17 protein-coding genes are annotated in these 20,870 nt (G+C 72.7%); 7 read left to right on the top strand and 10 right to left on the bottom strand.

Annotation, left to right across the window (positions count from 1 at the left end; all coding sequences use genetic code 11):
• Window positions 1-3: 3 nt before the first annotated feature.
• Genes EJK15_RS00965 through EJK15_RS00980 form a run of 4 tightly spaced genes read right to left on the bottom strand, consistent with a single transcriptional unit; the run spans window position 4 to window position 8,061 of the window.
• Window positions 4-1,155: a TIGR02679 family protein gene (locus EJK15_RS00965; RefSeq protein ID WP_138708416.1), complete on the bottom strand. Its 1,152-nt coding sequence runs from the start codon at window positions 1,153-1,155 to the stop codon at window positions 4-6.
• Entirely contained in the window at window positions 1,152-5,291 is a 4,140-nt protein-coding gene (locus tag EJK15_RS00970) for a TIGR02680 family protein (protein ID WP_138708417.1), read from the bottom strand. Before EJK15_RS00970 ends, EJK15_RS00965 begins: the two co-directional genes overlap by 4 nt.
• A complete protein-coding gene (locus EJK15_RS00975; protein WP_138708418.1) occupies window positions 5,288-6,499 on the bottom strand; it encodes a TIGR02678 family protein in 1,212 nt (403 codons plus the stop codon). The genes EJK15_RS00970 and EJK15_RS00975 overlap by 4 nt, the downstream gene beginning before the upstream one ends.
• The gene (locus EJK15_RS00980; RefSeq protein WP_206060588.1) at window positions 6,496-8,061 is read right to left on the bottom strand and encodes a TIGR02677 family protein; all 1,566 of its coding nucleotides are present in this window, start codon (window positions 8,059-8,061) and stop codon (window positions 6,496-6,498) included. The genes EJK15_RS00975 and EJK15_RS00980 overlap by 4 nt, the downstream gene beginning before the upstream one ends.
• Window positions 8,062-8,229: 168 nt before the next feature.
• On the opposite strand from EJK15_RS00980, the gene EJK15_RS00985 reads away from it, so the two are divergent.
• From EJK15_RS00985 to EJK15_RS01000, 4 genes are all read left to right on the top strand, one after another.
• Window positions 8,230-8,622, top strand: coding sequence for an SRPBCC family protein (locus tag EJK15_RS00985; RefSeq protein ID WP_138708419.1), 393 nt, complete (start codon window positions 8,230-8,232; stop codon window positions 8,620-8,622).
• An 80-nt stretch (window positions 8,623-8,702) separates the two neighbouring features.
• Window positions 8,703-8,840 carry a LacI family DNA-binding transcriptional regulator gene (locus EJK15_RS00990; RefSeq protein ID WP_171074033.1) on the top strand — a complete coding sequence of 46 codons (138 nt, stop codon included), beginning with the start codon at window positions 8,703-8,705 and terminating at the stop codon, window positions 8,838-8,840.
• Window positions 8,841-8,861: 21 nt separating this feature from the next.
• Window positions 8,862-10,298 (top strand): glycoside hydrolase family 32 protein, encoded by a 1,437-nt coding sequence (locus tag EJK15_RS00995; RefSeq protein ID WP_206060589.1) that lies wholly within the window; start codon window positions 8,862-8,864, stop codon window positions 10,296-10,298.
• Window positions 10,299-10,446: 148 nt separating this feature from the next.
• Entirely contained in the window at window positions 10,447-11,460 is a 1,014-nt protein-coding gene (locus tag EJK15_RS01000) for a LacI family DNA-binding transcriptional regulator (RefSeq protein WP_138708421.1), read from the top strand.
• A 20-nt stretch (window positions 11,461-11,480) separates the two neighbouring features.
• Here EJK15_RS01000 and EJK15_RS01005 read toward each other — a convergent pair whose 3' ends face one another.
• Window positions 11,481-12,086, bottom strand: a complete 606-nt coding sequence (locus EJK15_RS01005; protein WP_138708422.1) for a hypothetical protein — start codon at window positions 12,084-12,086, stop codon at window positions 11,481-11,483.
• A gap of 154 nt (window positions 12,087-12,240) precedes the next feature.
• Window positions 12,241-12,612 carry a hypothetical protein gene (locus tag EJK15_RS01010; RefSeq protein WP_138708423.1) on the bottom strand — a complete coding sequence of 124 codons (372 nt, stop codon included), beginning with the start codon at window positions 12,610-12,612 and terminating at the stop codon, window positions 12,241-12,243.
• 340 nt (window positions 12,613-12,952) lie between these two features.
• On the opposite strand from EJK15_RS01010, the gene EJK15_RS01015 reads away from it, so the two are divergent.
• Window positions 12,953-14,143: an alpha/beta hydrolase gene (locus EJK15_RS01015; protein WP_276615344.1), complete on the top strand. Its 1,191-nt coding sequence runs from the start codon at window positions 12,953-12,955 to the stop codon at window positions 14,141-14,143.
• Between the two features lie 174 nt (window positions 14,144-14,317).
• On the opposite strand, the gene EJK15_RS01020 is transcribed toward EJK15_RS01015, so the two are convergent.
• From EJK15_RS01020 to EJK15_RS01035, 4 genes are read right to left on the bottom strand one after another with little or no spacing between them, the layout of a single operon-like run.
• Entirely contained in the window at window positions 14,318-14,821 is a 504-nt protein-coding gene (locus tag EJK15_RS01020; RefSeq protein ID WP_138708424.1) for a DUF6328 family protein, read from the bottom strand.
• A gap of 52 nt (window positions 14,822-14,873) precedes the next feature.
• Entirely contained in the window at window positions 14,874-16,904 is a 2,031-nt protein-coding gene (locus EJK15_RS01025; protein WP_138708425.1) for a xanthine dehydrogenase family protein molybdopterin-binding subunit, read from the bottom strand.
• Complete coding sequence (locus EJK15_RS01030; RefSeq protein ID WP_138708426.1) at window positions 16,901-17,872, bottom strand: FAD binding domain-containing protein; 972 nt, start codon at window positions 17,870-17,872, stop codon at window positions 16,901-16,903. The genes EJK15_RS01025 and EJK15_RS01030 overlap by 4 nt, the downstream gene beginning before the upstream one ends.
• The gene (locus EJK15_RS01035; RefSeq protein WP_138708427.1) at window positions 17,869-18,357 is read right to left on the bottom strand and encodes a (2Fe-2S)-binding protein; all 489 of its coding nucleotides are present in this window, start codon (window positions 18,355-18,357) and stop codon (window positions 17,869-17,871) included. Before EJK15_RS01035 ends, EJK15_RS01030 begins: the two co-directional genes overlap by 4 nt.
• Before the next feature lie 114 nt (window positions 18,358-18,471).
• Here EJK15_RS01035 and EJK15_RS01040 point away from each other — a divergent pair, with 114 nt between their 5' ends.
• Both EJK15_RS01040 and EJK15_RS01045 read left to right on the top strand, forming a co-directional pair.
• On the top strand, window positions 18,472-19,611 hold the full coding sequence (locus EJK15_RS01040) for an acetate/propionate family kinase (protein ID WP_138708428.1): 1,140 nt from the start codon (window positions 18,472-18,474) through the stop codon (window positions 19,609-19,611).
• Window positions 19,608-20,861, top strand: a complete 1,254-nt coding sequence (locus tag EJK15_RS01045) for an erythromycin esterase family protein (RefSeq protein WP_138708429.1) — start codon at window positions 19,608-19,610, stop codon at window positions 20,859-20,861. The genes EJK15_RS01040 and EJK15_RS01045 overlap by 4 nt, the downstream gene beginning before the upstream one ends.
• Window positions 20,862-20,870 lie beyond the last annotated feature (9 nt).

Consider the following 20,870-nt stretch of genomic DNA (forward strand, 5'->3'; position numbering starts at 1 on the left):
CGGTCATGCCAGATCGTCGAGCAGGCGCTCCGCGACCAGTTCCTCCGGGATCGCGACGCCGTGCGTGCGCATCGCCGGGGCCAGCCCCGGATCCCAGGGCGCGTCCGTCACCCGGCCGGGCGGAAGGTCTCCTGGCGGGCGATCCGCGAGAGCTCGCAGGTAGTCGGCGACGGACATGCGCCACGGCTCAGCGCCCGTCTTGGCCATGGTGTACGCGGCGATCCGCAGCCCTTCCCCGTCGAAGTCGCCGTGGTAGTGCAGCCGGGCCCCGGGCAGCGAGCGCAGCAGGCGGATGGCGGCACTGTTGGGCCAGCCGGACGTGCAGACCATGGGCGGGCACGACGTACCGAAGCGTTGCTGGGCGAGCGCCAGCACGGTCGGATTCTCCACCACCCACACGTCCCGCTCCCGCACCTCCAGCGTCTCCCGGAGCTGGGCGAGCGTGATCACGCTGGCCTGGCCGTCCCAGATCCGCAGCACCCGTGCCAGCGCGGAGTGCCCCGCGGGCCGTAAGCCGGCGACCAGAACCGTCGTGGACAGGGCGTCGCAGGCCACGCCCGCCCGCTCCCACAGCGCCCGCCGGGCCTGGGCGTCCTCGGGCGCGGGCACGTCGTAGAGCACGGACAGGGCCTTCAGGACCAGCGACGACAGCCGCGTGCCCTCGTCGAGCGCGTGCGGGTCGCCGGTGACGTCGGCCGCCACCGCCGCCAGCGGCCGGCCGGAGGCGGGCAGCGCGGCGAGCACGGCGAGGGCCTGTTCGAGCAGGTCGCGACCGGCGCGGACGGCGGACAGCGCGAGCAGCGCGGGCTCGGCGGCGACCACCGGATGCGCGGCGAACCAGTCGAGCAGCGCCTCGCGTTCGAGCCGCCGCTCCGCCCGCCGGCGCCGGCGATCGTCGAGGGGGCCGATGAGCTGCTCGGTGACGGTACGCACGTCGAGCCCGCCCAGCACGCCCTCCAGCCGGGCCACGTCGATGGTGATCGACGGGCCAGGGTAGCGGTCGAGGCCGAGCAGGTCGGCGACGGCGGCCTGCTGGTCGTCCGCCAGCCCGGTCACCTTGACCCGGCTGACCTGGTGGCCCGAGGAGAGTCGTTCGTGCAGGGCCCGCCACACCGGGCGCAGCCCCGCCACCCGCAACCGCTCGGGAACGTTCATTCCGCCGGCACCGTCCGGTAGCCGTTCCAGACGAAGCGGGCCGTCGTCACCGCGTCGTCCCCGTCCCCCGTGATGAGCTGGTGGATCGCGATCCCGTCCAGCTCCCGGTATTCGCACCACTCGTGGTCGGACGTGAGCACCAGATCCAGCCCCAGGTCCACCAGCAGATCGAACACCTGCCCCCTGTTCGTCTTGTCCACCCCCACGAACACCTCGTCCAGCAGGATGAACCGCGGGCACCCGGGATCGGTCTGGTAGTGCGCGGCCACGGCGGCGAACAGCGGCAGGTGCAGCGCGATCGCCTTCTCCCCGCCGGACAGCGCCCCGTGCAGCTTCCTGGTGAGGTCCAGCCAGCCCTGCCCGTCGCCGCGGTCGAGCTTGACCATGAACCGGTGCCAGGCCGTGTAGTCGAGCACCTTCATGAGCTGGTCCTCCCAGCTCGCCGAGGAGTTGTCGGCCCGCGCCTCCTCCACCCGGTCCCTGAAGAAGACGTACAGGGCCTCCTTGTCGGCCTCATTCAGCCCGGCCGGGTCGCGGAGCAGCAGGTCGCGGGCGGCCCGGGTGCCGGCCGACTGGGCGGGGTCGACCTGCCACACCAGCCGCACCGCCACCCGGGAGGCGGTGCGGACGCGTTCGAGGCGCTGGTTCATGCCCTCGACCAGCGCGGTGGCCTGCCTGATCCGGTCGGCGAGGTGCCGCCGCGTGTCGCCGGCCAGAGTGCGGTCGAACAGGTCCCGCTCCGCCTCCGTGATGTCCGAGCGCCGCTCGTCGCGCTCCTTGCGCAGCGCCTTGCTGAGCGCCGCCGCTCCCGCGCGGACGCCGCTGACGGTGGCGGTCAGCACCTGCACGTCGTCGTCGGGCGCCAGCTCCAGATCCGCCCGGTTCGCCAGGATCTCCCTGGCGTGGTGGAAGGCGTCCTGCAGCCGCGCCTCGGCCTCCCTGACGTTCTTCTGCTCGTACGGCACCGCCGCCAGCTGCTCGGCCACGGCCCTGGCCGCCTCCAGCACGGCCCTCACCCCGGCGTCCGCGGCCAGCTCGATCGCCACCCGTGCGTCCGCCGGCAGGTGACCGGCCGCCAGGCGGCGAAACCGTTCGGACACCGCCTCCCGTACCCGCCCCGCCTCGGCGTGCCGCTCCTCCGCCGTGCCCAGCTCGCCCTTGAGCCGGCCGAGCCTGCCGTTGAGCCGGCCCAGCTCGTCGTTGACGGACTTGATCAGCCGGCGGCAGGCCTGGTAGGCGGCCTGGGTCTCCTGGAGCTGTTCGAGGACGCGCAGGTGCTCGACACCGATCGTGGACTCGATGGCCGCCAGCCGCTCGGCCAGCACGACGGCGGCTGCCGCGGCCTCCTCGGCGCGTTCGACGGCGCTGACCGCGAGGTCCTGGTATTCGCCGGCGGTCTCGGCGGCGTGCTCGGCGCGTTCGAGGGCGACCCGGGCGTCGCCGCGGCGGTCGTGCCAGACGGTGCCGGTCGTCTCGGCGGTGCGCAGCGCCTCCTCCAGATTGTCCAGCGCGGGCAGGGCCGTCGGCAGGGCGTGGCCGGCCGCCAGCTCGGTGAGCCGCCGCAGCGACCTGCCGACCTCCTTCTCGCGCTCGTGCAGCCGTCCCTCGTACGTGCGCAGCTGGTCCTCCAGCAGCGCGACCTTCTTGACCGCGCCGTCGAGGGCCTGGACCGCGTCGGCATAGGGCCTCCTGTCGGGCCTGCGCCGCAGCTCGGCGGCCAGCGTGTCGCGGTCGCCGGCGAGCACGGCGAGCACGTGGTCGCACTCGGCGATGCGGCCCGCGAGCTCGCTGAGCTGGTCGTCCAGCTCGGCGATGCGGCGCCGTCTGGCCCGCTCGCGGGCGGTGGCGCCGATGTAGGACGGCTCGGGCTTGACCCAGCGGCCCGCCGCGGGACCCAGCCGCCAGGTGCCGTCGGCGCCGACGACGGCGGGGTGGTCGACGCCCATCGCGGTGGGCGCGAAGGCGATCCCGGCCAGCACGGCGTCGGCCGGGGCCGGGGAGTCCGCCTCGGTGTACAGCACGTGGGCGAGGCTGTAGCCGGGCGCGGGCCTGGACAGCGCCGCCACGGCGAACGCGTCGTGCTCACCCGCGTCGAACCCGCCGTCGGGCAGCAGCCACAGGTCGAGCAGGCCCGCGGCCTCGAGCGCGGCCTCCACGCCCGCCTGGGCGGCGAGGTCGACGCCGGACCTGAACGCCACCGCCCGCCACAGCGGCGCGCCCGGGCGTCCTTCCCTGGCGGCGGTACGGGTGTGCGGGGCGGGCGGCTCCAGCACGGCCTGGTCGTTGAGGCGCTCGCGTTCGCCGGCCAGCTGGGCGCGCTCGTCCAGGAGCCCGTCGCGGAGCGTCACCAGCTCCTGCTCCCGGGCGGCCAGCCTTTCGGCGGCGGTCGTGCGGGCCGTGCCGACCAGATCGTCGGCCTGCTCGGACCGGTCGGCCAGGCCGGCCAGCTCGTCGGGGTCGAGCTGGAGCTGGGTGCAGCCGGCCGCCCATTCGGCCAGGGCGGCGGCCAGGTCGTGGAGCCGGTCGTCGCGGAGGCGTTCGGCCTGGTCGTGGGCGTCCTGAGCGGTGGCGAGGTCGTCTCGGGCCCGGTCGCGGTCCTGTTCGGCGGCGGTGCGGCGCTTGATCGCCTCCTCGTGGGCCAGGGCGCCGGCTCTGACCTCGCGGATCTGGGCGGCGCGGCTGGTCACGGCGGCCCGCAGCAGCTCCCGCGCCCTGCGCACACCCTCCTCGCGGTCACCGCCTCGCGCGCCCCCACCGGCGTGGTGGACGCCACCCGCCAGGGGGCGCGCGCCGCCGCCCGGCTCATCGGCGCCATCGCCACGCCATCCCCCACTGTCGCTCTCCTCGCGAGCCTCAAGCCGCCCGGCGCGTTCGCACTCCTCGTGGACCCCGAGGAGGCCGGCGCGTTCGGCGGACTGGCGGGCCTCCGTTCTGGCGCGGTCGGCGAGCTGGGCGGCCGTGCGGGCGGCGGCCTCGGCGTGGGCCGACAACTCCTGTTTGGCGGCGGCGGAGCGGGCCGCCGCCCCCGCCTGGTCGCGGAGCCCGGCCGCCGTCTCGTGGGCGGACTGCGCCTCCGTACGGAGCCGGTGCAGATCGCTGCCGGCCTTGTAAGCCTCGCTCTCCTTGAGCCCGTCGATCTGCGCGGCCAGCGCCAGCTCCTGAGCCTCCTCCTCGCCCAGCCGCACGGTCGCGGCCTGGAGCTCGTTCTCGCCCTCCTTGAGCGCCTCCCGCTTGGCCTTGGCCTCGGCTGCCAGCGACTCCATGGTGTATCCGGCCGAGCTCACGGCGGCGGCCGCGGCCCGCAGGACGCGCTGGGCGTAGCCGCGCTGCCGGGTGGCGAGCCGGTCGGCCTCCTCCACGTCGCGGTCGAGCAGGCGCAGCTCCTCGCGCTGCCGGTCCAGCCGCTCGAACCCCTCGGCGATCTCGTGGATCTCGCCCTCGCCGAGCGGCGGCAGGGCGCTGGACAGGAGCTCGGACAGCAGGCCGGGGTCGAGGCGCTCGGACAGCTTGGGGGTGCGAAGCTGGCGCAGGGCGGTGAGGAGCGAGTCGTAGCGCTGCTCGTTGAGCCCCCGGTAGAGCGTCTGGCGGACGACGGTGCGGTAGGCGTCGGCGGACTCGTGGACCTTGCCGGACGTGCCGAGCTCCTCGGCGAGCTGGGCCTTGGTCAGCGGCTGGCCGGCTTCGCCGCTGAGCCGGATGCCGTCCGGCATGTCGATGCGGGCTTCCGTGGTGAAGTAGGCGGCGGTGACGTTCTTGGTGTGGACGGTGGCCTGGAGCCGGGCGCCGCAGGTGAACCAGCGCCCGTCGGAGTGCTGGAACTCCAGCCACACGTAGCCGACCCGGGTGGTGCCGGTGGCGCCGTCGCCCATGAGGTTCCAGTGCATGGTCCGCTCGGTGCCGCCGAACGTGGACAGCCTGCTCGGCTTGAGGCTGGCGTCCAGCACATACGGCAGGAGCAGCTCCAGCACCTTGGACTTGCCGCTGCCGTTCGGCCCGCGCAGCAGCAGCCGTCCCCGGTGGAACTCGAACACCTCGTCGTAGTAGCGCCACACGTTGACGATCCCGGCGCGTACGGGCATCCAGCGGGCGTCTCCCCCGTCCGCGGCCCGTGCGGGGGTGAGCTCGGTGACTGTCATTCGTCCTCCACGAGGTCCGTAGCGCGATCGACCCGGTAGCGGGCGGCGGCGGGCAGGGCGGCGACCCGGTCATCCGTACGGCGGGCGAGCCCGAACAGCGTGAGCACCTCCAGCGCGTCGGCGGCCAGCCGCGGGCCGCCCCCGTCCGACTGGTACGCCTTGGCCCACTGCGGGAAGCGGCGCAGCAGCTCGGTGGCCTCGGCGTCGAGCCGGGCGGCGGTCACGGGGCCGGCGGAGACCAGCAGGTCGAGCAGGAGCAGGGCGGCGACCTTGGCGTGGCTGCTGTCGTCGGGGAACTTGGTGTCCGTGGCGGTGGCGTCGCCGTCGACGAGCAGGAAGCCCTCCGCGCGTTCCTCCAGCACGAAACCGGCCTCTTCGGCGGCGCGGCGGATGATCTGGCGGCCGGTGAGCGAGGCCGCGTACGCGGACTGGGCCGGGGTCAGCTCGTCGCGGTAGACGACGGGCTCGTCGAGGAGGCGGCGGATGAGCGAGTGCCTGGCCCACAGGTTGCGCTGGGTCTCGGTCGGCTCGTCACCGCCGTACCGGGCCTCCACGGTGAGCGCGGCGAGGACGTCGGCGTCAACGGCGGCGTCCTCGGCCGCGGCGATCCTGGACGGAGGCACCGGTGCGGCGAGCAGCCTGATCACCCGAGTCGTGTCGACCCGATAGAGCACCTTCGCGTCCTCGTCGTTCAGGTATGAGTCGGTCGTCCCGTCCATCGCCGTGACCGCGCCGTAGTGCTCCAGCAGCTTGAGCGCATCGACGAACGCCGCCCGCTCGTCGGCCCTGACCGGGTCGAACGCCGGCACCTCCGCCTCGACCGCGGCCGCCTGCACCACCCGCTGGGCCAGCATCCCGATCGTGGTGACCGGCGCTGTGAGCAGCTCGGCCGCGCACAGGCACAGCAGCGTGTAGCGGCGGCGGTCGAACGGCGCCCGCGTCGTACGCCGCCGCCGGGCGGGCCGGGTCGCGCCGGCCTCGGATCGCACCTTGACCAGGCGGGCGTAACCCTGGCGCGGCTCCACGACCAGCCGCCACCCGCAGAAGTAGTCGAACCACTGGGTGAGCGGCTGCCGCCGCTTCCTGATCAGGTCGAAGGCGGCGGGGTCGTCGTGCAGGGACACCAGCGGCCGGCCGAGCAAGGTCTTGATCGCCCGCGCGATCTCCTCCTTCTCGGCCCTGACGAGCTGGTTGGCGAGACTGCTCACGCCCCGACCACCCCGCTCCGCGAACCCCCTCGTGCCCGATCGTGGCCTTGCCCGAGGGACCGGATGTCGATCAGATAGTCAGGCCCCCGGAACCAGCCCTCCGACGTGCGCAGCACCGCCACCGCCCCGTCGTCGGGAGCCCGCAGCACGATCTCCACCCGCCCGTCCGAGGTCACGGCCCGCCGGAACCCGGTCGAATCTGGCCGCTCGGCCAGGGCGCGCCCCAGCAGATCGAGCAGCCTGCCGAACGTGTCATGATCGAGCTCCTCCAGCTGCGACAGCCACATGGCCCCCGTCGTGGCCAGCGCCGACCACGCGGCCTCCAGCTCCGCCCGCTCCTTCTCGGCCCGGGCCCTGCGCTCGGCGCGCAACGCCACCACGTCGCGCACCTTCCCGGTGCGTCCCATCCGCTCGGTACGCCCGCGCGACCGCAGCAACGCCGACACCTCGACCGGCTCCGCCTGCGCCCACGGCACCCCGGCCGGGATCAGCTCGGCGTCGGCGTGCCCGAGATGCGCATGCCTGGCCGGTCCCAGCCCGAACGCGGCATCCCACAGCCGATGCGCGTCGTCCTCGCTGGCCGCGGTGGCGAACCAGCGGGCCAGCGTACGGAAGTCGGCCGCGGCGCTGGACGACCGGCGGCGCGAGTCGGTGATCCGATCGAGCACCTGCAGCAACGACACGATGGCCCGCCGCGCCACGTCATGCAGCTGCCGCACCCGCGGAACCGCCCCATCCCCCGGCGCGAACCAGAGCCGCAGCCCTTCCCACCGCGCCACCCGGACCGCCAGCCACGGCGTCGCATGATCGGCCCCCGGCACCTTCGGCAGATCGGCCCCGTCGAGCGCCCGATCGTGCAGCACGCTCACCCCGTGCCGGGCGACCCCGCCCAGGGCGGCGGCGATGGTGTCCCCCCGCTGCTCCAGATTGGTCACGAACTCCTGCAGGTAGGCCACCGTAGCGGCCTTGACCTCATGAAACGTCGTGAGATCCGTCCCCTCGACGCGCAGCAGCCGCTGCAGCTCCCCGTTGAACTGCTTGGTGTTGTTGCGCAGCCCGTCCAGATGCCCCTCGAGCTCTTGCAGGCTGCTGAAAATCCGCCGGTTACGCCCCGGATCGGGATCTCGCAGCAGCTCCTCCAGCTCCCCCAGCCGGTCGGCGATCGCATCGAGCACCGCGGTCTGCAACGCCCCCGCGGAGGCCAGCATCGCCATCGCATGCTGCACACCGGCGAACGCGGCCTCCCCCCGCTTGGTCAGGGAATATTGCAGGTTCTTCCGCTCGTACTCCTCGGCGGTGGCGAAGCTGCCCGCATGGTTGAAGATCACATCCAGCAGCCGCCACCCGACCAGCTGCTTGAGCGTCCCGGCCAGGTCCACCTCGCCGACCGGCGCGTACCACCCCACGGCCCGCAACCGCTCCCGCACCTCATCGACGGTGAGCGCGGTCTCCAGCCGCTCGTTGGCCTCCCCGAAGGCGTAAAGCACCGCAGTGTGCAGATCTGCCCGCTCCGTGGTGGTGAACCGGAACATCTCCGGCGGCACCCGTGGCAGCTCCGCCATCGCCCTGCTCCCCTCGCCGCACGATTACCTCATCGCCAACCTAGCGGGGAACCCCGGGAGGACGACCGCGGTTTGCGACCAGATCGCACGGGTACGCGCCAACATTGGAACGGGCCGGAACCTGAGACCCGGGGGGCTGAAGTGGCGGAATTCGAGGCGACGCGTGGGATGCCGGCAGAGAGCATGGTCGTGTACGGTGTCGCGTCCGACGTCCAGGTCATGGACAGGTGGCTGCCGCAGGGCCTGCACGTCAGCGACGCCCGCCCCGGCACCGTCGAGGCGGAGGGCGACCTGGTGCCCGGCGAGGGCGCCCATGAGGGGCTGTTCCGCACCTCAGAGGAGCAGCTACGGGTGGAATGGGGCGGCCGCGACCACCCCGACTACGCCGGCTGGCTGCAGGTGGCGGACGCGGCCAGCGGCACCAGCGAGGTCACCGTGCACATCTCCCTCCTCGACGAACCCGACTCCGGTGCCCGGGCGGACGAGGTGCGTGAGCTGCTCGACCGCTCCCTCGACCGGCTGGCCGACGAGGTGGCCCACCGCGTCCACGACGCCGGCTGAGATCGCTGGTACAGCAGGCACGCGACCACCAGCCGCGACATTGATGTCAAACGTTTGACGTGAGAGTATGCGGTGCCGTGGTGACACTCAAGGATGTGGCCGCGCGGGCCGCCGTGCCGGTGTCCACCGTCTCCCTCGTGCTGAACAGCCAGGATGCCAGGCGGGCCGCGGTCGAGCTTCTGGGCCGGCGTGACCGGCCGACCGCAACGACCCCTTGACGACCTCGCAGGAGGATTCCCTTGCGCCAGCCCTCGAGCCCCGGCGTGCCCTATCGCGAGCCGTACCGGCCGCAGGTGCACTACACCCCCGCGCGGAACTGGATGAACGACCCCAATGGCCTGGTCTGGCACGACGGCGAGTACCACCTCTTCTACCAGTACAACCCCGAGGGCGACGAGTGGGGGAACATGTCGTGGGGCCATGCCGTCAGCCCTGACCTGCTGCATTGGGAGGAACTCGGCACGGCCATCCCGGCCACCGAGGACGAGCAGGTCTTCTCGGGCAGCATCGTCGTGGACGAGCAGGACACCGCCGGATTCGGCAAGGCGGCCGCCGTCGCCGTCTACACCGCGTGGTATCCGAAGACCGGCCTCCAGGCGCAGGCCCTGGCCTACAGCACCGATCGTGGCCGGACCTGGGCCCGGTACGCCGGAAACCCGGTCCTCGACATCGGCTCGAAGGAGTTCCGCGACCCGAAGGTCTTCTGGTACGACGAAGGCGGCTACTGGATCATGGTGGTCGCACTGGCCGAGGACAGGAAGGTCGCCCTCTACGGCTCCGGCGACCTGAAATCCTGGACGCCGCTCAGCGAGTTCGGCCCCGCCGGGGCGACGGGCGGCGTCTGGGAGATGCCGGACCTGTTCGAGCTCCCCGTCGACGGCGGCGGGTCCAAGTGGGTGATGGTGGTCAGTCTCAACCCCGGCGGCCCTGCAGGCGGCTCCGGGGTGCAGTATTTCGTCGGCGACTTCGACGGCGTCACGTTCGTGCCCGACGACACGTCCACCACCTGGGCCGATCACGGCCGCGACTTCTACGCCGCCGTCTCCTGGAACGGCGCCCCGGGTGGCCGGCGGTACTGGATCGGCTGGATGGGCAACTGGGACGACGCCGCGTCGATCCGCACGCATCCCTGGCGCGGCGCCATGTCCCTGCCCCGGGAGCTCTCGCTGGCCGCCGACGGCGGTCGCCTCCGGCTGGCGCAGCGCCCCATCGCCGCGCTCGGCGGGCTGCGCACCGGCCAGGCCGTCCGGCTCGGCGAGCGGAAGGTGAGCGGCCCGTCGATCCTGCCCGGCCAGGCACATGACGGTGCCTTCGAGATCGTCGCCGAGTTCGAGCCCGGCACGGCCGAGCGCTTCGGACTCCAGGTCGGCGGCGCCATCATGATCGGGTACGACGTGCCGGCCGGTGAGCTGTTCGTCGAACGGGGTCCTCGTGAGGCCGCCGCGGGACGGCACGGCGGAGCCGCGCCGGTCGAGGCGGGCAGGGTGAGGTTCACTGCCTATCTCGACACCTCCTCCGTCGAGCTCTTCGGCGACGGGGGGCGGACCGCCGTCACCGACCTCGTCTTCCCCGAGCCCGCAGGGCGGGGGCTGGGCCTGTTCACCGAAGGCGGGACCGCGCTGCTGTGTTCGCTCGTCGTCCAGCCGCTCGGCTCGGTCTGGGAAGCCCTCCGCTGACCACGCCGCCCGCGGTGACCGGTTGCCAGCCCTGCCCCTGCTGGCCCATGAGCCTTTTGACAGTGACGGCGATCGGCCAGCAGGTAACATTTGCGTCACGTGTGGCAACGCAAACCTCCTGCCCTCCAACCCTCAGGACACTTCTCGCATGGTCACCAGAGCTGACGTCGCCCGCCTCGCCGGTGTCTCGACCGGCACCGTCTCGCATGTGCTCACCGGGGCGCGGTCGATCCGCCCGGAGACCCGCCGCAAGGTGCTGGACGCCATGGAGCAGCTCGGCTACACCCCGAACGCCATGGCCAGCGCCCTTGCCGGTGGCCGCAGCCGGATCATCGCGATCGTCTTCCCGTCCCAGCCGCGCACGATCGTCGGGTCGGACCTGGAGTACGTCCTGGCCGCCGCCGACGCCGCCCGCAAGCGGGGCTTCCATGTCGTCCTCTGGACCTCCGGGCCGGACGACATGGACGAGCTGCGCCAGCTGGTCCGCGCGGGTCTTGTCCAGGGGTTCCTGCTGATGCAGGTCACGCTCTCGGACGAGCGGGTGGAATTCCTCCAGGCGGCCGGCATCCCCGTCGGGCTGATCGGGCGCACCCGCACGCCCGGCCACGTCCCCTACGCGGACGGGGACTTCGACCAGATCGCGCGGCTGGTGGTCGACCACCTCGCCGGCCTCGGGCACCGGACGATCGGCCTGCTCAACGCCCCGTACGAGCGCGGCACGCACGGGATCGGCGCGGCGGTGCGCCTCGCCGACGCCGTCCAGCGCACCTGTGCGGAGCTCAGCCTCGGCTGCGCCGTCGTCGCCAGCGAGCACACCGTCCGGGCGGGCCGGGCGGCGCTCCGGCAGCTCCTCGACACGGCACCGGCGACGACGGCCGTCATCTCCTACAACTGGGAGGCCACTTTGGGGGCGATGCACGAGGCCCGTGCCCTCGGCCGCCCGATCCCGGAACGCCTGTCACTCGTGCTCTGCTCCAACGGCGAACCCGAGTCGACCGACCCGGAGCTGACGACGGCGACCCCGCCCGCCACGGAGATCGCCACGGCCGCCGTGGAGGCGCTCATCGACCACCTGGCCACTCCGGACGCCCGGCCGGCCCAGCGGCTGGTGCCGAGCGTCCTCGTCGAACGCCACAGCACGGCGTCCGCCTACCGCTCGTGAGCGGCAGCGATCGGACACGGTCACGCCAAGACGAGGAGAATGATGATGCCCAGGCCGAGCAGCGAGTCGATGACGAAGCAGAACTCGGCCAGAGAGCGGGTGACGACCTTGTTGGCGCGCCAGTGGGCAACGTCCCAGACGGCGTGACCGATCAGCGCCGCGGCCACCAGATAGCCGGCGAACTCCAGGCCGCCGTATTCGGCGAGGAGCACCACCACGCCCACGACCAGCATCTGCGGCGCTTGGAGGACGTAGAGGCCCGGCCTGCGCAGCTGTCCGCGTACCAGGCCGATCACGGTGACGATGAGGGCGATCGGGCCGAATGCCAGCCAGTAGCCGATTCCCACCGTGTCGGCGGCCGTCCCGATGCCGAACAGCACGACTATCACGAGCCAGACGGCGCCGGGCCGGTCGAGGACCGCCACGGTCAGGTACGACAGCGCGGCGACGGTCACGATGAGCGCGCCGTTGGGTCCGCCGTCCCCGTCGAAGAGTGTCGCGGCGGCGAGGGCGATCCCCAGATAGGTGGGCCAACGGCCGGCGACCGCCGATGCGATACGACGGACGGTGCTGTGGGGGTGCCCGTCTCGGTCGCGGGCTGGATACCCCGGGGAGGTATGAGTCATGCTTCGACCATGGCAGCCGGCCCCGCCGGACACCGAGCGTCCGCGTCCATGATGTCCGAAAACTTTGGGAAGTGGTCTCCCCGCCTACGCTCCGGGCATGGGCTGAGTGATCGGCCGGCCCGGCCTTCTCGGATGGGCCGGCTCTCCGGGGCCGTCAGACGTCTTCGCGGCCGGGGTTTTCGAGGCGGAAGAAGTTGCTCTGGGCGCCGCTCTTCTTGTGCTCCTGGTAGATGAAGTTCAGCTTGCGGTCGTCGAACGTTCTGAACCAGTCCTCCCAGCTGATCTCCTCCAGGTCGGCTCCGCCGTAGCCGGGGAAGTCGAACCTCAGCACCCCAGGTCTCCCCTCATGTTCGGTGCCGGGGACCTTGGCGGGGCGGGCGCCGCGTTCCTCGGCCCACTGGCAGATCACGTCGTGGTCGGTGGTGATGAGGCTGCGGCCCGGCCGTTCCTCGCGCTCACCGGTGGAGGTGATCTCCTGTTCGTCCTTGTGGTCGCCTCGGACGGGGCGGTGCTGCTGCTGTGACATGGGACCTTGCCCCCTGCTCGTCGCATCCTCCCCCATCCGCTACCCGCGTCGTCGCGCTTCTTGCAAGTGATCTATTCCAGCACCCTTAAAGGGGCTCGCAAGGATTTCCCTTCAGTTTTTGTTCATGCGACGCTCAATCAAAATCATTTCCTCGGTCATCGCCGGGTTGATCGCCATGACCGGGCTCGCCGGTACGGCTCGGGCCGGCACGCCCGGCCGGATCGGCGATTATCACGGTCAGCGCCTGGCCTGGTCGGCGTGCGGCGGCGGGTACGAATGCGCGAAATTAAGGGTGCCGCTCGACTATTCGAAGCCGGGCGGCAAGCAGATTAAGATCAGCATGGTTCGGCTCCGTGCCACCGGTAAGAAAATCGGCTCGGTCGTGTTGAACTTCGGTGGTCCTGGCATGTCGGGGGTTGATGCGCTCAAGGCGGATAAATCCATTATGTCGGCGAGCATTCGGCAGCGTTTCGACGTCGTCAGCTTCGATCCGCGCGGCGTGGGCGGGTCCTCCCCCGTGCGCTGCCTCAACACGCTGGGGCTCGACGCCTACTTCGCCGCCGACATGACCCCCGACACGCGCCAGGAGGCCGAGCAGGCCACGCAGTGGGTCAAGAGGTTCGCCAAGTCGTGCGAGGCCAACTCGGGCAAGCAGTTGCTCCGGCACGTCGGCACGGGTGAGGCCGCTCGGGACATGGACGTGATGAGGGCCGCGCTGGGTGAGGCGCGCCTGACGTACCTCGGCTGGTCGTACGGCACCTACCTCGGCGCCAGGTACGCCGATCTGTTCCCCACCAGGATCCGCGCCATGGTGCTCGACGGCGCCGAGAACCCGAGCCAGACGGGCGCCGAGTTCTCCCGATCGCAGCAGACCGGGTTCCGCGTGGCGACGGAGTCGTTCCTGCGCGACTGCTTCAAACGGGCGGACTGCCCGTTCAAGAAGCACACGGTCGCCGCGGCGATGAAGCGGCTCGAGGCGCTGTACAAGCGGGCCGACCGGGCGCCGCTGCGCAACACCTACGACGGCAGGCAGGTAAGCGAGGCCGTGGTGCGTACCGGTGTGATGGTCGCGCTGTACTCGCAGTCCGACTGGCCGTATCTGCGCCAGGCGCTGGCCGCCGCGTTCAAGGGCGACGGCACGGTCCTGCTGCGCTTCGCCGACGTGTACAACGGCCGGCGGCCCGACGGCACCTACAGCAACCAGCTGGAGGCGCTCATGGCCGTCAACTGCGTCGACCATCCCGAGTCGGCGTGCCCGTACTGGCCGGTCAAGGGCACCAGGTTCACCAAGAAGGTACGGGCGAAGGGATCGCCGCCGATCGTGGTCGTGGGCACGACCCGCGACCCCGCGACGCCGTACGCGCTGGCCAAGGCGCTGGCCGCGCAGCTGTCGAAGGGCGTGCTGCTCACGAACGACGCCGACGGGCACACCGCGTACCACGGCGGCCCCTCCTGCCTGGAGCGGCAGATCGATCGCTACCTGATCACGGCCGCGGCACCGCGCCCGGGCGCCTGTACGGCCAAGGCCTGACGCCTCCGGTCCCTCACCCGATCACGACCTGTCGCCTCCGGTCCCTCACCCGATCAAGCACGGGGTGAGGGACCGGAGGCGTTCGGGTCAACCCCCGTCGTGCCTGCGTGACGGCGGCAGGTGCGGCGAAGGAGCTTGCGGCGTACCTGGCGGGCCGGGGCGCGGCCGGGCGCGTCAGTCGTCGCTCGACGACCGGACCGAGTCGCCGGCCGAGGACTCCTGATCGGCGCCGTCCGACCGGCTGAGGGCGGGCTGGCCGAACCAGGTCCACAGGGCCAGCACGGCGATGATCCCGGCGGTGACCCAGGCGAGGGTGGCGCCGAAGAGATAGTCGATCACGACCGTGGTGGCCGCGGTCATCGACACGGCGAGCGCGAGCGCGCCCACGATGCCGTAGAAGTTGGAGCGGCGTACCAGCGTCTCCTTGCGGCCCTGCCGGAACAGCACGCGGTGCTGCGAGGCGGGTGCGATGTAGCAGATCGACGCGATCGCGGCGCCGACCAGCGCCACGTAGAACAGCCACCGGTCGGCCAGGTCCAGCCGGGCGAACCCGGGCGAGAAGGGCACGGTCAGCAGGAACGCGAACAGCACCTGCACGCCGGTCACCGCCACGCGCGCGCCCTGCAGGAGCTCGACGAAGTTGCGATCCGCCCGCTCCTCGTGCGACTCGTGTTTCACGCCGCCTCCCGCCCTCTACTACGAGAGACCTCTCCTTCCTCCCCAAGAGGGTTCAAAACGTCGGCATGAGGATCTTGGCCGGGGTGATCGGGAGGTCGCGGACGCGGTGGCCGGTGGCGTGGTGGACGGCGTTGCCGATGGCGGCGGCCGTGCCGACGATGCCGATCTCGCCGATGCCCTTGCTGCCCATCGGGTTGAGGCGGTCGTCCTGCTCGTCCAGCCAGACCGCCTCCACGCGCTCCACGTCGGCGCAGGCCGGGACGTGGTATTGCGCCAGGTCGCGCCGGAGGAAGCCGCCGAACTCGTCGTCGGTGAGCGTCTCCTCCATCAACGCCATGCCCAGGCCCATCGTCATGCCGCCGATGAACTGGGACCTCGCCAGCCTGGCGTCCACGATGTGCCCGGCGGCGAACACGCCGAGCAGGCGCGACACGCGTACCTCGCCGGTCACCGCGCTGACCCGGACCTCGGCGAACTGGGCGCCGAAGGCGTGCCTGGCCAGCTCCGATTCGGCCTTGATCTCCTCGGTGGTGTCGGCGCGGCCCTCCTTGCCGTTCTTCATCAGCTCCTCGCAGGCGCGCACCACGGCCGACCCCCAGGAGGCCGTGCCCATGGAGCCGCCCGCCACCGGCGCGTCCGGCAGGTCGCTGTCGCCCAGCTCGACGTGCACCCGGCCGGGGGCGACGCCGAGCGTCTCGGCCGCGATCCTGGTCAGCGCGGTACGCGCGCCGGTGCCGATGTCGGCGGCGGCCACCTGGATCAGGAAGTCGCCGTCCCGCACGGCGGCCAGGGCCTTCGACGGCCGGCGCCTGGCCGGATAGGTGGAGGCGGCCACTCCGGTCCCGACGAGCCACTCCCCCTCGCGCCTGACGCCCGGCGCCGGGTCGCGCCGGTCCCAGTCGAAGCGGTGGGCGCCCTCCCGCAGGCAGGCGACCAGGTTGCGGGAGCTGAACGGCAGGCCGCTCTCCGGCTCGGTCTCCGGGTCGTTGCGCACGCGCAGCTCGACGGGGTCGATGCCGGCGGCGCAGGCGAGCTCGTCGATGGCGGACTCCAGGGCGTACATACCGGGGCACTCGCCGGGGGCGCGCATCCACGACGGGGTGGCGACGTCCAGGCGGACGAGCCGGTGCGCGGTGCGGTGCGCGGGCGCGGCGTACATGACGCGGGCCGGGGTCGCGGTCTGCTCGGCGAACTCCACGAGCGTGGAGCTCTGCTCGTACACGACGTGCTCCAGCGCGGTCAGCCGCCCGCCGGAGTCCGCGCCGAGGCGCAGCCGCTGGATCGTGGGCGTGCGGTAGCCGGTGAGGTCGAACATCTGCTGCCTGGTCAGCGCCACCTTCACCGGGCGGCCCACGGCCCTGGCGGCCAGGGCGGCGAGCACGGCCTGCGGGCGGGTGGTGCCCTTGCAGCCGAAGCCGCCGCCGACGTGCCTGGACACGACGCGTACCCGGGCGGGCGGCAGGCCGAGCGTCTTCGCGATGGTGTCGCGGTCCATGGACGCGCCCTGCGCCGAGTCGTAGACGAGCAGCCTGCCCTCGACGTCCCACAGGGCCAGCGAGGCATGCGGCTCCATCGGGTTGTTGTGCAGGACCGGGGTCGTGTAGGTCACGTCGACGGTGGTCGCGGCCTCCGCCAGCCCGGCCTCGACGTCGCCCTGCTCGATGTCGGACGGGTAGTCAGGGTTGACGATCTCGGGCCGGTACAGGCCAGGGTGGTCGGCACGCAGTCCGACGTCGTGGCCGGCGGCCTCGTACGAGACGCGGACGGCGTCGGCGGCGGCGCGGGCGTTCTCGTAGGTGTCGGCGACGGCGGCGGCGATCAGCTGGCCGCGGTAGGCGACGTCGCGGCTCTGGAACAGGGCGAGCTCGCCGTCCGCGTCCTCGGCCAGCTCCGGCGGGTCCTCGACGGACAGCACGGCCAGCACGCCGGGCATGGTGAGGGCCTGGCCGGCGTCGACGCGGGTGACGCGGCCCTTGGCGATCAGCGACTGCACGGGATAGGCGTAGGTGACGGCCTCGACCGGGTATTCGGCCGCGTACGTGGCCAGCCCGGTGACCTTGACGCGGCCCTCGATGCGGTTCACGATGCCAGCTCCTCGAGCGTGTGAACGATCAGGTTTCGGGCCAGCGGGACCTTGAAGGCGTTGCGCGGCAGCGGGCGGGCCTGGTCGAGCTCGGCCTCGGCGGCCGCCAGGAACGCCTCGCCGGTCGCCGGGCCGCCGATCAGCGCCCGCTCGGCGCGTTCCGCCCGCCAAGGTGCGTGCGCGACGCCGCCGAGGGCGATGCGGCAGTCGCCGACGACCCCGTCGGGGCGGACGTCGAGCACGGCGGCGATGGACACGAGCGCGAACGCGAACGACGCGCGCTCGCGTACCTTGCGGTAGGCCGAGGCGCCGGGCGGCGGCGCGGGCAGCTCCACGGCGGTGATCAGGTCGCCGGGCTCCAGCACGGTGTCCCGCTCGGGGGCGTCGCCGGGCAGGCGGTGCAGGCCCGGCATCGGGATGATCCGGTCGCCGCCGGGGCCGGTGACGTGGACCTCGGCGTCCAGCGCGGCCAGCGCGACCGCCAGGTCGGACGGGTGGGTGGCCACGCAGGCGTCCGAGGCGCCGAGCACGGCCAGGTTCGTGTGGTCGCCGTCGATGGCGGGGCAGCCGGAGCCGGGCCGGCGCTTGTTGCACGGCCTGGTCACGTCCTGGAAGTACGCGCAGCGGGTGCGCTGCAGCAGGTTGCCGGCCACCGTCGCCATGTTGCGTACCTGGCCGGACGCGCCGGCCAGCACCGCACGGGCGAGCATCGGGTAGCGGCCGCGGACGAGCGGGGCGGCGCCCAGGTCGCTGTTGCGTACGGCGGCGCCGATGCGCAGCCGGTCGCGGACCTGCTCGATCGCGTCGAGCGGCAGGCGGCTGACGTCCACGAGGTGGTCGGGCTCGGCGACGCCCAGGCGCATGAGGTCGACCAGGTTGGTGCCGCCGCCGAGGTACATGGTGCCGGGGCGGAAGCGGCGCACGGCGTCCGAGGGGCTGCCGGCGCGGGCGTACTCGAAGGGCTTCACGACGCCACCTCGGCGATCGCGCTCACGATGTTGACGTACGCGCCGCATCGGCACAGGTTGCCGCTCATCCGCTCCCTGATCTCCCCGGGGGTCAGGCCGGGGTCGGTGAGGAGGTCCTCGGTGACCGCGCTCGGCCCCGGCTCCCCGAGCATCCCGGCCGCCGAGCAGAGCTGTCCGGGCGTGCAGTAGCCGCACTGGAAGGCGTCGTGCTCGATGAAGGCGGCCTGCAGCGGATGCAGTTCGTCCCTGCCGGCCAGGCCCTCGACGGTGGTGATCTCCGAGCCGTCCACGGCCACCGCCAGCGCCAGGCAGGAGTTGGCCCGCCGCCCGTCGATGAGCACCGTGCAGGCCCCGCACTGCCCGTGATCGCATCCCTTCTTCGAGCCGATCAGCCCGAGCCGTTCGCGCAGCAGGTCGAGCAGCGACATCCGGGGGTCGACGTCGATCGTGCGCGGCACGCCGTTGACCTGAAGGGTGATGTCCATAAGCGCACGCCTACCCGACCTCCTCGCGAGACAACCTCCGAGCGCGGTAAAGCGGCTCTGCCATTCGTCCCCGTGCGTCCGTTTTGTGTAGACGGTGCGGGGTAGCCGAGCCGCATGAGCCGGGCGATGGACGAGATGGTGACCGAGTCAGCGGCGATACTCACCGTCAACGCCGGCTCCTCCAGTCTCCGCCTCGACCTCGTGCAGGGCGGCAGCGTGCTGGACAGCGCGCACACGGAGCGGGCCGTCGAGGCGGCAGGGGAGGAGCTGGCGGCGTTCCTCGGCGGCCACTTCGACCGCGACATCATGGCCGTGGCGCACCGGCTCGTGCACGGCGGCGACATCGTACGCACCCCGGCGGTGGCCGACGACGAGACCGTGGCGGCGCTGCGCGGCGTGACGAGCCTGGCGCCGCTGCACCTGCCGCCGTCGCTGGCGCTGCTGGAGGCGGCCCGCGAGCAGCTGCCGGCGGTGCCGCACGTCCTGTGCCCGGACACCGCCTTCCACGCCGGCCTGCCGGACGCGGCCGCGACGTACGCCCTGCCGGGCGAGTGGCGCGAGCGGTACGGCCTGCGCCGCTACGGCTTCCACGGCCTGTCCTACGCCTGGGCCGCCGATCGGGTGGCGGAGCTGCTCGGCCGGCCGGTGACCGAGCTGGAGCTGGTCCTGGCGCACCTGGGCGGCGGCTGCTCGGTGTGCGCGGTGTCGGGCGGGCGCAGCCTGGACACCTCGATGGGGTTCACGCCGCTGGACGGCGTGCCCATGAGCAAGCGCTCGGGCGGCGTGGACCCGGGGATGCTGATGTGGCTGCTGTCGGAGGGCCACCTGTCCGTGGCGGAGCTGGCCGAGGGGCTGGAGCGGCGGTCCGGGCTGCTGGGCCTGTCCGGCGGGCGGTCCGGGGACACGCGGGAGCTGGTCGCCGCCGAGCGGGACGGCGACGAGGCTGCCGCGCTGGCGCTGAGCGTTTTCAGCCACCGGATCGGCCGCGAGATCGCGGCCGCCGCCACGTCGCTCCCGCGGATCGACGCGCTCGTGTTCACCGGGGAGATCGGCTGGGACCAGCCCGAGGTGCGCGAGGCGGTCTGCCGCCGCCTCGGCCTGCTCGGCGTCGAGCCGCCCGTCCGGGGCAACCGCCACGACGACGGCCCCATCAGCGCGGCCGGCGCCGCCGTCCCGGTCCTGGTGGTGCAGGTACGCGAGGAGCTCCAGCTCGCCCGCGAATGCCTGAGCCTGCTCGCGGAGGAGGACCAATGACAGACCTCGACGCGGTACGCCGCTCCGCGCTCCCGCTGACCGGCCCCGGCGACCTGGACCCGCTGCTCGACCGCGTGGGCCGGGCCAGGTTCGTGCTGATCGGCGAGGCCAGCCACGGCACGCATGACTTCTACGCCTGGCGGGGCGAGCTGACCCGCCGCCTGATCTCCGAGAAGGGCTTCGGGTTCGTCGCGGTCGAGGGCGACTGGCCGGACTGCGAGCGGGTGCACCGGGCGGTCGCCGGCGACGTCGACCCGTTCGAGGCCCTGTACACCTTCGTGCGCTGGCCGACGTTCATGTGGGCCAACGAGGAGGTCGTGGAGTTCTGCCGCTGGCTGCGGCGCTGGAACGCCGGGCGGCCGCCCGGCGAGCGCTGCGGCTTCCACGGCCTGGACGTCTACAGCCTGTGGGACTCCCTGCGCGCCGTACGCCGCTACGCCACCGCCCACCTGCCCGGCCAGCTGGACGCGGTGCTGGACGCCCTCTACTGCTTCGAGTCCTACGGCCACGACCCGCAGCAGTACGGCCTGGCCATCCGCCTCGTCCCCGACACGTGCGAGGACGAGGTCGTGAACCTGCTGGCCGCCGTGGTCCGCGCCGCGCCCGGCGACCTCGAGGTACGGCAGAACGCCGAGGTCGTGGCCGGGGCCGAGCGCTACTACCGGGCCATGGTGCGCGGCGGCCCCGACTCGTGGAACGTCCGGGACGTGCACATGGCCGACACCCTCGACCGGCTCGCGGAGCACCACGGGGCCAAGGGCGTCGTGTGGGCGCACAACACGCACGTCGGCGACGCCCGCGCGACGGACATGGCGGCCGCCGGGATGACCAACCTCGGGCAGCTGGCCAGGGAGCGCCACGGCGCGGACGCCGTGCTGGTGGGATTCGGCAGCCACCGCGGGTCGGTGGTGGCCGGCGACCGGTGGGGCACGCAGCACCACGTCATGCCGGTGCCGCCGGCGCGGCCCGCGTCGCTGGAGGCACTGCTGCACGAGGCGCTTCTCGCGGATCAGGCCCTGTTCGTGGTGCCCAACGCTCCCCGGGCCGACTGGTACGACGAGCCGATGGGGCACCGGGCCATCGGCGTGGTGTACCGGCCGGAGCGGGAGCGGTGGGGAAACTACGTGCCGACGGTGGTGGGGCGCCGCTACGACGCGTTCATCTGGATCGACAAGACCAAGGCGCTGCATCCGCTGCACAGCGAGCCGTGGGGCGACGCGGAGCCGGAGACCTTTCCGACCGCCATGTGAGCCGATTGT

It is taken from the genome of Nonomuraea basaltis (assembly GCF_005893125.1).
Taxonomy (GTDB): domain Bacteria; phylum Actinomycetota; class Actinomycetes; order Streptosporangiales; family Streptosporangiaceae; genus Nonomuraea; species Nonomuraea basaltis.

Coding starts and splice junctions, on each gene's coding strand:
- EJK15_RS01035 (WP_138708427.1), bottom strand. CDS start 18,357: ATGGACATCACCCTTCAGGTCAACGGCGTGCCGCGCACGATCGACGTC.
- EJK15_RS01015 (WP_276615344.1), top strand. CDS start 12,953: ATGGTTCGGCTCCGTGCCACCGGTAAGAAAATCGGCTCGGTCGTGTTG.
- EJK15_RS00970 (WP_138708417.1), bottom strand. CDS start 5,291: ATGACAGTCACCGAGCTCACCCCCGCACGGGCCGCGGACGGGGGAGAC.
- EJK15_RS00965 (WP_138708416.1), bottom strand. CDS start 1,155: ATGAACGTTCCCGAGCGGTTGCGGGTGGCGGGGCTGCGCCCGGTGTGG.
- EJK15_RS00980 (WP_206060588.1), bottom strand. CDS start 8,061: ATGGCGGAGCTGCCACGGGTGCCGCCGGAGATGTTCCGGTTCACCACC.
- EJK15_RS00985 (WP_138708419.1), top strand. CDS start 8,230: ATGCCGGCAGAGAGCATGGTCGTGTACGGTGTCGCGTCCGACGTCCAG.
- EJK15_RS01045 (WP_138708429.1), top strand. CDS start 19,608: ATGACAGACCTCGACGCGGTACGCCGCTCCGCGCTCCCGCTGACCGGC.
- EJK15_RS01000 (WP_138708421.1), top strand. CDS start 10,447: ATGGTCACCAGAGCTGACGTCGCCCGCCTCGCCGGTGTCTCGACCGGC.
- EJK15_RS01005 (WP_138708422.1), bottom strand. CDS start 12,086: ATGACTCATACCTCCCCGGGGTATCCAGCCCGCGACCGAGACGGGCAC.
- EJK15_RS01010 (WP_138708423.1), bottom strand. CDS start 12,612: ATGTCACAGCAGCAGCACCGCCCCGTCCGAGGCGACCACAAGGACGAA.
- EJK15_RS01040 (WP_138708428.1), top strand. CDS start 18,472: ATGAGCCGGGCGATGGACGAGATGGTGACCGAGTCAGCGGCGATACTC.